Raw genomic sequence first — 11,830 nt, 5'->3', positions numbered from 1 at the left:
GATTCGAAAGATAGAAAAGGAAAAAAACCGGTGGAGGGCCCAGACTTTTCTTGCGGACCTGAGATCTGGTTCGATTATTTTGGCTTTATGGCATCTAACCGCGCGAACAATAAACCGGATCTGTTTCCGGGAGATCTTTCCGAAGAGAGACTAAATGAATATTTAGAAGACGATCATTTGGCAGTAGATTGCGAAATGATGGGTTTAAATCCCAGAAGAGATCGTCTTTGCGTGGTCCAGATCTGCGATTCTAAAAATAGGGTGAGCCTGGTTCAAATTCTACCGAACCAAACGGAGGCTCCAAGACTAAAAAAATTATTCGAAAATCCTGATATTATCAAAGTATTCCATTTTGCCAGGATGGATACTCTGTTCTTAAGATACAGACTTGGGATTTTGACCAAAGGGATTTTCTGTACAAAGATTGGATCTAAACTTGCACGCACTTATACCGACAGACATGGCCTGAAAGATATTATCAGAGAATTTTTCGACGAGACTTTGGACAAAAAAAATCAGTCTTCCGATTGGGGAGCCAAAACTCTTACTAAAGATCAGATCGATTATGCTTCCGGAGATGTTTTGTTCCTAATATCTCTTTCCCAAAAACTCACTCAGATACTTATCAGAGAAGGAAGATATGAACTCGCCCAAGAGGCGTTCCAATGTCTTCCTGTATTCAACCAGATCGATTGGCTCCAAATGGAGAATTTATTCGAACATTGAAAAAGAAAATTTCCAAAACCTTTCTTTGCCAATCCTGCGGACAGGAATTTTCCCGTTGGGCAGGCAAATGTGAATCCTGCGGTAAATGGAATACGATCGTGGAAGAATCGGGAGGGGATCGTTTTTCTTCTTCTCCTAGTTATAAAAAATCCGCGGTTTATAAGGAACCCGTTCCTATAAATTCCATTTCGCAAGACGATACAAAACGTCTGAGTTCTGGTCTTGCCGAATTGGATTTGGTTTTAGGCGGGGGACTTGTTCCTGGAAGTTTAATCTTAGTAGGTGGAGAACCTGGAGTAGGTAAGTCCACTCTTATCTTAGAGATCAGCAGAAGTATGATCTCTAACGGAAAGAAAATATTATACATATCCGGTGAGGAATCTGCGGCGCAAGTCGGGCTCAGAGCCGCAAGGATGAATGTTCTATCAGAGAACCTTCTTCTTTCTTCCGAAACATACGCAGAGAATATTTCCGCAATGGTCGAGGATGTTTCTCCCGATCTGGTATTCGTAGATTCTATCCAAACTCTTACAAGAGAAGCACTTCCGAACCAAGCCGGCACAGTTACACAACTCAGGGAATGCACACAGGTTCTTTTGGAAACTGCAAAACGCACCGGCATTCCGATCTTAATGACAGGTCATATCACTAAAGATGGTGCGATCGCAGGCCCTAAGGTGTTAGAACATTTAGTCGATACGGTACTATACTTCGAAGGGGACAAGCTGAATTATTTTAGACTTCTTCGTGCCGTAAAAAACAGATTCGGCGCGGTAGGAGACCTTGCTGTTTTTGAAATGTTGGAATCCGGATTAAAAGAAGTAAAAGACAGACAAAGAGTATTTATCAGTTCGCTTACGGAAGGAAAGAGCGGTTCAGTCATCAGCTCCGTCGTAGAAGGAAGCCGCGCACTCAGTGTAGAGGTCCAAGCCTTAGTGAGTAGGACCAACTATTCTCAGGCAAGAAGAATGGCAGAAGGTCCCGACACCCGAAGGCTCATCCTGCTTGCAGCAGTCATCGAAAAATACTTGGGACATACATTATCAGAATGTGATATATTCGGGAACCTGGCAGGCGGACTACAAGTAGACGAACCCGCATTGGATCTTGCCATCTGTGCTTCTATACTTTCGAGTTATACGGAAAGACCGGTCCAGTCAGGATATGCTGTCATCGGAGAAGTAGGTCTTTCCGGAGAAGTTCGATCCGTGGGACAGGTCTCCCTCCGCTTAAAAGAATTAAAAGGTGTAGGAATAGAAACCGTATTTCTTCCAAAAGGAAATTTGGCAGAACTCGAAAAAATACCTGGAATGGAAATTGTGGGGATCAGCGCCCTAAGAGAACTAGAAGGCCTTTTTAAATGAAACCTCGGTTTTGTCCAAATCTGTCCGCGCGAGCCTCATATATTACAAAATTATTATATACAATCCTTCCGCTTTCCGCCTTGCTGATCTTTGTTTCACCTGCTTTCTCCCAAGAAGTGGATCCGCTACTTCGTCAGCCTTGGTTTGGAGATCAGGAAAAAAAAGAAGAACTACTTTATAACAGACTTCAGACTGCGTTTCGTTTAAGCGCTCATTATGTATGGAAAACGGATTCAAGATCCAGAAATTATCGTTTTTACAAAGATGGAAAAGTGGAAATGATCCTGGATCGGAATTATAGGGAAGTATTTCCGAACAGACAAGAATTGGATCTGCATTACAGCGAAGCGGAAAGTCTGCAAAAGCATGCAAATCCATATTCTGCCATTCGACTCTTAAAAGGTTCTATGTATTGTTATCGATTAAGATACGGAAAACTGGTACCGGAAGGTTATGAAAGAACCGCAAAACTTTTGGGAAAATTTTTGGACCAATATTCTCATAAAGAAAAAGAACTACAAAGATTCACAGACCCATTCGGCTGCTGGACACCTGAAGTTTTAAAGATTAGAAGTTCCGACTTTGCATATTCATTGGATCTTCCTCCGGATCTGACCTATTTATTTCCGGACGAGGACAGAGAGTTTTCAGGAGAAGACTCGGATTATCTCTGGCAGGTACATAGATTCTATCAAGACTTCCCGGTGGAAGGAGGACCTTCTAGTTGGGAAAAAGAATATAGAAAGAGTAGCGAAGGGATCTTATTCTTTCGACCGGATCGGATCGTATTCACGATAGGCACCACACTTCATTTTCATCCTTCGATCTTTAACGCTCAAAACTACTATATTGTATGGGATTCTCTCAGAGGGATCAATTCCAGAACGATGAGAGAATGGAATTACCTTCGCAAAAAAGAAGGCGATCTATATAGAACAAGTTTCGATTTCGTGGGAGAAGATGGTCGTAAGAGCAAGATTATCGTTTTGGAAAAATTTTATTTAAGAGGAACCAGAGGAATACTATTCTCTTTGGCTTATCCGAGCAAATTAGAAGCCCTTGGCACAAAAATCTGGAGTGGATTTTCTTCCTCTATCGTCGTAGAATAGGAAGGAATGTTTGCCTTAGTTAAAAACTGGGAAAACCAAAAACCTAAAAAGCCGGAACCTCCTTGGAGATTATTGGGTTTGGGGCTTCTGTTTGTTAACGGAATGGCCGCTCTATTTTTGCCTATCGGGCTTTTCGGAACCTTGATCTCTACAATCGCCTGCCTTGGTTTTTTATTTCTGCCCATGTTCTTCTTCACCTTGAGGCTGACCAAGTTTTATGGAAATAGTATATTCTTCGCCTTGTTCCTTGGGTTTATATCTGCACCAGTATCCGCTCTTTATTTAAGCCATGCATTCGGTTTTTTCCTGGGGTTAAAATCCCCAGAGCAAACCATCTTCCAAAAAGATAGCGGTGTTTCCAATTCTCATATCTATAGATTCACAGATTCTAAGTTTTTATACAAATACCAGGTCACTAAGACCACTCCAGGTTCTATTAAGAAAACATTGTATTTTCATGTGGCGCCTTGGGTTTCTTCGGATTGGAAAGAAGGAGACGAGGTCCTCACCTGGGCGGTCTGCCCACAATTCTCCGAAAAAGTATGTGATTGGGATAAACAAAACGCAAGGGTAGGGCAGTCTCTGTCCCATTCCAATATCGCAGGATTAAACTCGTATTATGCGGAAGCTGTCCAAGAAGCTTGCAAAAAATTCGGATTCGATCCGCCCAAAAACCCAAGGATCCTTCTACCTATCTCCAATCCGGAAGAAGTTTTGTTCAATATGGGGGTTCTGGGGCTTGCGGGCCTTCTCGCCTTAAACTATATCTGGATTATTGGGATCCTTGTATGGAATAAGAGACGCGGAGCTTGAAAAGAGGTCCGAAGTTTATATTCACACAGAGGCACAGAGCCGCGGAGGTTTGGTTTTGTTGGAGTTCCTACAAACTCAAAAATCTCTCTGTGACTTAGTGTCTCGGTGTGGCAAAACCTCAGTATCTCTTATAAGCTCTGTCTTCTCCATGCGAAACCTTTCAAGTGTCGAATTATGTCTCATAAATTGGGCGGGGCTTAAGGCCACTTTTCGGTCTAAGGGGGGAATTCTTTCGATTTTTTCTTCTGAACCGCAAAAAACTTTTTACTTGGCTAATTTTGGAACTTAGGCTACCGATATTTATACACAGAGACGGGAAGGAGAAATCTATTTGGACCCCGAAATCCTAACGGAGAAGGTCGCCACTCAGAACAAAAAGTTTCTGGTAGATCTAAAACGGAACGAGAACGGATACTACTTAAAAGTTTCCGAATGGTCCAATAGTAAAAAATCTTCCATATTCATTCCGGCAGAAGGTGTCGGAAAGATGATCGAGGTATTGCGTAAATTCCAAGACCTGATACAGGATGGGGAAGTTACGGACATCCCTCCCTCTCAGAATTAGATTGGATTGCACTAAATCTTTAGGAGATGTTCTCATGGGGAAAAAGACGTACTTATTAGCTAGCGTTCTCTTTTTCTTGGCGATTACCGGAACTTCCGGTCAACAGCCTGCGGGAGGGAACCAAGGCGGCCAAGGTGGCCAAGCACCGGATCCCCTCGAGAAAATTATACTCGAAAACTTCGAGGAGTCCGAAGACTGGAGAGCTAAGTCTACTACTCCCCTGGGAGAGACTAAGACTCTTAAGATGGTTCAAAGAGGTCTGATCCGAGACGTATTCGATGAGAATACTGTTCCGGATAATGGTGGAGACCAGTTGGAAAAGAACCATATCCTCGGGATCAAAACTTATTATAACGATAGAGGATTCGATCGTGTAGAAGTTTTCCCTCCTCACGAATATATCGTAAAAGGAAAAGCTCGCCAGGTCTCTATTTGGGCTCTGGGAAGAAAATTCCGCCACACTCTGTTCGTTAAACTGAGAGACTATAGAGGAAAAACCCATAATATCAGAATGGGCCGCTTGGATTATTTCGGTTGGAGAAAGTTAACTGCAACTGTTCCGGGATTCGTTCCTCAAAGTACCAGATTTGCATTATTGGACAAGAACCTAAGATTCGTTTCCATTTTCGTGACCTCGGATGTTCATGAAGTGGGAGGGGGCTTCTACTTTTATGTGGATGATTTGGAAGTTCGTGCCGATAAATCTGATACAAAGTATCCTGGTTCTGAAATTAAGGACAATTGGTGATCTTTCGGTAGGACACGTATGAAAAACCTCAGCAAAAAAATTAAAATCACCGCGGCAATAGCAGTAGGTATTTCTTCCATCCTTCTACTTGGGACCGTGAGCGCGCAATTTATCAAAAAGAAAAAAGGCGGGATCGAATCTCCTACCGGTATCGACGTAAGTGGAATGGAGTTACGCTCCATCACTGTAGAATCCTGGGACAATCCTCCGGGTTCTGCTCCTTACGGTTGGGAAGTTACTACCGATAAGGATACCCAAGTTCCTCAAGGACAACAGGGGCAATACCAGGCTACTGCTTCCAACGCGCAAGCATTGAGAGAAGTTAAACTTCTTCCCGGAAAGCCTGGAGACATCAAGAATGTAGACTCAGCAACCGGAAAAGTTTTGGGCATAAAATTCGCCTTCACTTTCCCTGGAGACAACTCGGTTAGCATCCGTCCTCCTCGTACTCCTGAATACGAGATCACTCGTAAGATGGCCTACTTGGATGCGAACAACAAAAGAAAAGAATTCAAGATCTATGGTGTTGAATTCCCTGGGATCGTAAAAGCGGTTTCCGTTTGGGTTTGCGGTCGTGGTAACGAGTATAACTTGGAAGGTTGGTTAGAAGATTGGAAAGGTGATTCTCATATCTTCCAATTCGGAGATCTGGACTTTATCGGTTGGAGACCTCTTACTTTTGAAATTCCTCCGGGAGTTCCGCAAGACGTAAACTCTTTCCCTCAGGTGAAGACACTTGTATTCAAACAATTTAAAATTCGCTCTCGTAACGATACGAGTGGAGAAACTGTTTATCTCTTCTTCGATGAGCTAAGAGTTCTTTCTGACGTATTCGAAGTTCACTTCGACGGAGCTTCTATCGACTTCGATGCGGATGACTGCCGCTCTAAACGTAAGTTGGATAAGATGTTGAAAGTGAAAGCAGAGAAAGAATGTGAAGGTGGTGGAAACGGCAAGTAAGCCTTTCCTCTCAATCTGATTCTGACAAAAACGCGGGAACTTCCCGCGTTTTTTTATTTTAGTCCTTCCTCTAAATTTTTCCCACGCAAAGGCTTTAAAGAAAAAAGAGATTTTTATAAGAACAAACTACCTTCTTCTCTTAGCGGCTTGGCGTGAAAATTGCTCTTTTTCACCCGAATTCTTACCTAAGTAACAGCGAAACGCCTCCTGTACAAGCCTAAGCCCAAATTCTGGTTTACGGATAAGCCTAAGCTGCTATAATTGATCTGAAAGGGCTCTTAAGAGACAAAAAAACCGCCCATCCGAACCTATTTTTGAATGCCGACCCCGTCGGCGGAGTAATTCCTATGTCTAACGAAACTGCGACAACCGCGGAAACTAAGCCTGCCAGCGAACTGGACAAGCTGACTTCTCTTTTCAACGAGGAGATTTATGTACGCTCGGACGCAAATTCCATTCCCGCATCTAAATTTAAAATTTACGACGATCTTATAGAATCCTTTCAATCTTCCGGTCTTATAGATTCAGCCAAAACAAAATTGGAAGAACATCTTGCGGATCATCCTGAAAGTATTTCTGCAAGATACATGCTCGGGTTACTCGGACTCCAAAAAGGAAGTATAGACGCAGCTTCTTACTTCAAGACTCTACTGGATTCTTTCAAACAAGCCAGCAAATGGGTCATCATAGAACATATCACTGACAATATTTTAAAGTTCGGAGAGGATCGTTACGCTCTTCGTTTCAAAGCAGAAGCTCTTGAAAAACTAAAAAAGAACAAAGAGCTGAAGCCTATCCTGGAAAAACTTGCAAAACAAGACCGCAAGAATCCGGAGATCGCTAAAAAATACGCATTAGCAATTCTTGATGAAAACAAGGAAAAAGCAGTCGCTTATCTAAAACAGGCGATCGAAACTTTTGCGAAAACAAAGGAATACGTACAGTTCGAAGAGATCTGGCCGATCTTTGTCGCCAACAGTCACGATGATATCCAGTTCGTAGAAAAGATAGAACGAATCCTTTTAGGTCATCGTGAAAAGACCCGTCTTGCAGGTTATCTTTATCCTTTAGTCGATCCATTCAAGATCACCGAAGATTGGGACAGAGTGATCTATCTTCTGAAAAAGATATTAGATCATGAACCTGTTTCCAACAAAGCTAGAAACGAACTAATTAGAGTTTATAAACTGAAATATGCCAACCACAGCTTGTTGGAAGATTTCTTAAAAATGTCCGAGTTAGGAAATAACAGAAAACCTGTTAAGGTCTGTATTTCCAACTTCGAAAGAAACATCGTATTCGATACCGGTAACTACGTTCTTCATAGGAACTGGGGAGTAGGTAAGATCGTTTCTATTTCGCCTAACGGAGATTCTATCTTCGTGGACTTCAAGGATAAAAAGAACCATAAACTTTCGATCCAAATGGCGATCACCAGTTTGAAACCTCTGAAAGGGGACCATATCTGGGTAAGATATTACGAGGACAAGGCTTCCGTCGTTTCTCTATTCGAGAACGATGTTCCTGGGTTCTTTAAGGAATTATTAACTTCTTTCGAAAACCATATGTTGGTTGCAGAAATGAAAGCGGAGATCGCAGGAAAATTTATCCCTGCTGCTGATTGGTCTAAATGGTGGAACAAAGCTAAGAATGTTATCAAAAAAGAAGATAACCTAGGCTTTAACCCTAAGAAAAAAGACGAACTTTGGTATAGAGAGAAACCGATCACTTACGCGGAAGAATTGACCGAAAAATTCAACGCGAACTCTGATCCTGCCAAACGTTTGGACATCGCGATCGAGGCCCTCAGAAACAAAGAAGAGGCAGAATCTGCGATCGATACTTTTGCTCATCATTATTTCGAAGAAGAACAAACCCACGATTCTTTCCGTAAGATCGTTGCTTATCTGTATTTGGACGAAGTCGCTTCTATTATGGAAGGTGATGACGGAAGTCCTTACGATTTCCAAAGATACCAGAAATTGGATGATGTTTCCAAACTCGTTAAGTCTCTGAAAAGAGAAGAGGTTCTGGAATATTCTTCTAGGATCAGCAACTTGGATATCAAAAAGTCTTTCGTGGACTTAGTTAAGAAATCCCATTCTGATTGGGTCAATATCTTGGTCGGTCTTCTCTTCGAAGTGCCTGTTAAGAATAATAAATACGTTGTTTCCGTTCTGGAAGCTGACGGAAAGTTTGCTGAACTAAACTTATTCATCGAAACTTCATCTAGTCGTGCAAAAGAAAATCCTGAAGTATTCCTATGGGTGGCAAAATCTATCCTTCTCAAAACTTGGGAAGAAGAATGGATGAATGTTTCTAGACAGGATTTGATCCTGAGAGTTCTTCGTTTATTAAAACCTCTCAACAAAATCGAGGAAAAAGGGACAAAGCTCAAGAACACCTGCCAAGAGATCCTTTTCGGAAATGATGCGGCTGTGATCAGCGAGGCAATCCAAAACGGAGACTCCGAATATATTCGTAAAGTTTACGCTCTTTATAGAGAAGTTCCTTATATCGAAGAGACTGAAAAAGACAAACTGATGTCTCTTATCCAAACTCTGAAACCGGATCTGATCTGGGAAGAAGATGACGACGACGAAGAAGAAGAGGACGTTCTGGCAAGAATTCCAGAAAACGCAGTTCTTGTTACTCGCCGTGCTTTGAACGCAAAAAAAGCAGAGTTCGATCATTTGGTCAACGTAGAGATGCCGGAAAACTCCAGAGATATCGGAGAGGCTCAGGAAAGAGGGGACTTACGAGAAAACGCGGAATACAAAGCCGCCATGGAAAAACAGGTCCAACTCCAAGCTCAGATCAAAAAACTGGAAGCCGAACTAAAGGCAGCTATCGTTCTAGATCTTTCCAACGTAAAAACGGATCGTATCAATATCGGAACCACTGTAAAACTTAAAAACGAGTCCAGTGGCGAGGATCAAACCTACTCTATCTTGGGAGCTTGGGACGCGGATACTGAGAGAAATATTATTTCTTACCAGTCACCGCTTGCTAAATCTCTCTTGGGTAAAAAGGTAGGAGATAATGCTACTTTAAATCTTGGCGGAGCGGAAACTAAGTTTAAGGTTCTGCAAATCAGCAGATACTCTCTCCAAAACCAGGACTAAGAGAAAGGGAATATTTCCCTAATCTGGAAATCCCTGCGGTGTTTTCATCGCGGGGATTTTTTTATGCCTTCTTAGTTTTATCTAATTTCTATATCGGAGATGAGAACTGCAGAAATTTGGCCGTCGCTTAGGATATGATTTGTTGTGGCCTGTATTTCTTCTTTTAGATCTATTTGAGACGGAATACTTTGAAATTCTTCCGAAATTTTAGAGGCTACAATCAGATTCACTATGGAACGTATCTGAGTAGTTCTTTCGGTTAACTCTTTTTCTAATTTAGGTTGGTTCGGTCCGTATGCAAATGCCAATTTGAATTTTATTGATTTTGAATCTTTGGAGTTGATCCTAAAAGAATCTTTAAACTTATAATAGACTTGGTCTTTTAAATCCTGACTTGGATCTTGTTTGTATTGGTTAGAAGCGATAAACCTCGCCAAGAAATACGCACCAGAAAAAAGAATATTACGTGCACCAATTAGGAATAAAATTACAATACCTACGATCAGAAGCACTCGTTTGAGTTTTCGGTCCATAAAAAATCTCCTCTGTTTAAAACCGCACCAGATCAGTAAACCAATCAGAAGAGTTACCCGCTCTGTCTTTGATCCGGATTTGTAGTAGCATATACTTTTTCCAAGCGGCGAAACTTTTTGGGAATTTGACGATCAACATCTTACGATCCGCATCGAATTCGCTAGGATAAACTTCTCCTTCCAGTAAAACTTCTGCGCCGCCTGCGTAACCGGAGCCTGTATCCGAGACGGTATATAATCTTTCTTCGATACCTTCTTCTTCCTGGCCCTTGATCCTTCTGTTTCTTGTGATCAGATATGGATAATTGACTGCGGGCTTTGCATCGTCAGTAAGGATCGCCAATGCTCCAAGTTTAGTGAGTAAACCGACCTGGCCTTTTTGTTTTAATGCCGACCATTTTTTAGAAGCTTTATCGTAGATATAGATCCCGTCTTTTTTACCAAGGGCAGCACCTCTCCACGTAAGCTCCGCTTCTCCCACCCAAGAAAGATCAGAAGATTCTAATTCGTAAATGGCAGCCTTTGATTTGAGTCCTTCCGGAAGTTTTAGATCTTCTTCTGGTTTTTCTATTTTTTTGAAAAGCAAAGATCCTTGGCCGTAAGTCGTCTTCGGGGGAGTTTTGATCTTTAAAATTCCATCTGCGGAAGTGAATTCAGTTTTTGTAATAGATGGTTTTTTGGAATTTACGGTTCCAACTTCTATTTCTAAGGGAAGAATGGAATGATTTCCGGCATGATCGGATGCTCTGAGAGTGAGTTTGACAATGCTACCTGTTTCGAAATTCCTAAGATCTATGCTTGGCCCTTTTGCAGGGAATAGATTATAAACGTAAACAGGAGGATTTAAAGAAGAACGATTCGAGTCGAATATATCGTGGTGGATCCTTGCTTCTTCATAACTCATTCCTCTAAAAGATCTTTCGTATAAAGGAGCGTCGTCCTTATAGATCCCTGCAAAGAATAAATTGTTTTTGTTCCGAGAAGTCATTAGGTCGTAGGCTCCCAATCTAAAACGGACACCTCCGGCAAGATTCAGTTTTTGGTTCCCTGGAAGTGCAAATTTACCTTCTCCCTTTTTTTCCAAAGTTAATCTGGCCTGGACCCCGTCTTCAGAGTCCACGTACAATAACAAAAGTTCGGGAGAATATCTGTCTTTTCCTCTCAAAGGTAAATAGGGGAGAGGGTTTAAGGTTCCATTAGGTAAATGTAATTCAAAATGAAGATGGCTGACTCCTGTTCCGGATTCTCCGAGCCTTGCTACATTTTCTCCTTTAGGTAGAAGGTAAGAACCTGGGGAAAGTTTTACCTGAAATTCTCCACCACTGAGTAGCGCCAATGCTTCTCTTAGTAGGTCTAAATCCTTTCTGAATCCTTTGAAATCGAGTAGGTGAGCAAACTTTGCTTTTAAGTTGGAGCCGGAAGATTTTAAAATAATATTAGAGCCGTATCCCTTTGTGGATTGGCCGATCGATTCTACATATCCTTGGAAAGGAGAAATGGCAGAGATCCCATTCGTATGAAATGTCTTAAAATCGCAGCCCATATGAAGATGATGCACTCTATATTCTGCATAAGAACCCGAGATAGGAGTTTCCATTTCCATCGGAAAACCCAGATTTCCCAAATCTGCTAGAACTTCAGGTGTGAGATCATCCCAAACATTTTTTTGAACGCCAGGGTTTGTTTTCAGATTGGGAGAAATTGCAGAGACTTTGGAACCGGTCTCGCCTGCTTTACTTTCTCCCCCAGGCAGAAATGCCAAAAGAAATACTAGTCCGAATCGAAGAGGGATTTGTGGAAAAAGTTTTAGGAAATTTTTTCCCATTTGCGAATTCAGATCCGGTTCCTTTAAATTGTAAAGCCTGAAATCTGAGAAATTTTCTTGCC

The 11,830-nt window shown here is 41.8% G+C and carries 10 protein-coding genes; 8 read left to right on the top strand and 2 right to left on the bottom strand.

Going from position 1 to position 11,830, the window contains the following annotated elements:
* Nucleotides 1-87 precede the first annotated feature (87 nt).
* The 8 genes from LPTSP_RS05970 (at nt 88) to greA (ending at nt 9,410) form a co-directional block, all read left to right on the top strand.
* Nucleotides 88-726, top strand: coding sequence for a ribonuclease D (locus tag LPTSP_RS05970; protein WP_108928186.1), 639 nt, complete (start codon nt 88-90; stop codon nt 724-726).
* A complete protein-coding gene (gene radA / locus LPTSP_RS05965; RefSeq protein WP_108927910.1) occupies nt 723-2,090 on the top strand; it encodes a DNA repair protein RadA in 1,368 nt (455 codons plus the stop codon). Before LPTSP_RS05970 ends, radA begins: the two co-directional genes overlap by 4 nt.
* The gene (locus LPTSP_RS05960; protein ID WP_108927909.1) at nt 2,087-3,199 is read left to right on the top strand and encodes an LIC10775 family protein; all 1,113 of its coding nucleotides are present in this window, start codon (nt 2,087-2,089) and stop codon (nt 3,197-3,199) included. The genes radA and LPTSP_RS05960 overlap by 4 nt, the downstream gene beginning before the upstream one ends.
* A gap of 6 nt (nt 3,200-3,205) precedes the next feature.
* A complete protein-coding gene (locus LPTSP_RS05955) occupies nt 3,206-4,012 on the top strand; it encodes a hypothetical protein (RefSeq protein ID WP_108927908.1) in 807 nt (268 codons plus the stop codon).
* 331 nt (nt 4,013-4,343) lie between these two features.
* The gene (locus tag LPTSP_RS05950; protein ID WP_108927907.1) at nt 4,344-4,577 is read left to right on the top strand and encodes a DNA-binding protein; all 234 of its coding nucleotides are present in this window, start codon (nt 4,344-4,346) and stop codon (nt 4,575-4,577) included.
* A 34-nt stretch (nt 4,578-4,611) separates the two neighbouring features.
* Nucleotides 4,612-5,325 (top strand): flagellar filament outer layer protein FlaA2, encoded by a 714-nt coding sequence (flaA2, locus tag LPTSP_RS05945; protein WP_108927906.1) that lies wholly within the window; start codon nt 4,612-4,614, stop codon nt 5,323-5,325.
* An 18-nt stretch (nt 5,326-5,343) separates the two neighbouring features.
* Nucleotides 5,344-6,285: a flagellar filament outer layer protein FlaA1 gene (gene flaA1 / locus LPTSP_RS05940; protein WP_108927905.1), complete on the top strand. Its 942-nt coding sequence runs from the start codon at nt 5,344-5,346 to the stop codon at nt 6,283-6,285.
* Nucleotides 6,286-6,632: 347 nt separating this feature from the next.
* Nucleotides 6,633-9,410, top strand: coding sequence for a transcription elongation factor GreA (gene greA / locus LPTSP_RS05935; RefSeq protein WP_108927904.1), 2,778 nt, complete (start codon nt 6,633-6,635; stop codon nt 9,408-9,410).
* Between the two features lie 77 nt (nt 9,411-9,487).
* Here greA and LPTSP_RS05930 read toward each other — a convergent pair whose 3' ends face one another.
* Together LPTSP_RS05930 and LPTSP_RS05925 are read right to left on the bottom strand one after the other, a co-directional pair.
* On the bottom strand, nt 9,488-9,943 hold the full coding sequence (locus LPTSP_RS05930; RefSeq protein ID WP_108927903.1) for a flagellar basal body-associated FliL family protein: 456 nt from the start codon (nt 9,941-9,943) through the stop codon (nt 9,488-9,490).
* A gap of 16 nt (nt 9,944-9,959) precedes the next feature.
* A complete protein-coding gene (locus LPTSP_RS05925) occupies nt 9,960-11,768 on the bottom strand; it encodes a M23 family metallopeptidase (RefSeq protein ID WP_108928185.1) in 1,809 nt (602 codons plus the stop codon).
* Nucleotides 11,769-11,830: the final 62 nt, after the last annotated feature.

Source organism: Leptospira johnsonii (assembly GCF_003112675.1).
GTDB classification, from domain to species: domain Bacteria; phylum Spirochaetota; class Leptospiria; order Leptospirales; family Leptospiraceae; genus Leptospira_B; species Leptospira_B johnsonii.
This window is presented reverse-complemented; position numbering and strand designations above follow the sequence as displayed.

What these genes read in the sequence shown, in the direction of transcription:
- LPTSP_RS05970 (WP_108928186.1), top strand. Translation starts at nt 88, where the DNA reads ATGGCATCTAACCGCGCGAACAATAAACCGGATCTGTTTCCGGGAGAT.
- LPTSP_RS05960 (WP_108927909.1), top strand. Translation starts at nt 2,087, where the DNA reads ATGAAACCTCGGTTTTGTCCAAATCTGTCCGCGCGAGCCTCATATATT.
- LPTSP_RS05955 (WP_108927908.1), top strand. Translation starts at nt 3,206, where the DNA reads ATGTTTGCCTTAGTTAAAAACTGGGAAAACCAAAAACCTAAAAAGCCG.
- flaA2 (WP_108927906.1), top strand. Translation starts at nt 4,612, where the DNA reads ATGGGGAAAAAGACGTACTTATTAGCTAGCGTTCTCTTTTTCTTGGCG.
- flaA1 (WP_108927905.1), top strand. Translation starts at nt 5,344, where the DNA reads ATGAAAAACCTCAGCAAAAAAATTAAAATCACCGCGGCAATAGCAGTA.
- greA (WP_108927904.1), top strand. Translation starts at nt 6,633, where the DNA reads ATGTCTAACGAAACTGCGACAACCGCGGAAACTAAGCCTGCCAGCGAA.
- LPTSP_RS05930 (WP_108927903.1), bottom strand. Translation starts at nt 9,943, where the DNA reads ATGGACCGAAAACTCAAACGAGTGCTTCTGATCGTAGGTATTGTAATT.
- LPTSP_RS05925 (WP_108928185.1), bottom strand. Translation starts at nt 11,768, where the DNA reads ATGGGAAAAAATTTCCTAAAACTTTTTCCACAAATCCCTCTTCGATTC.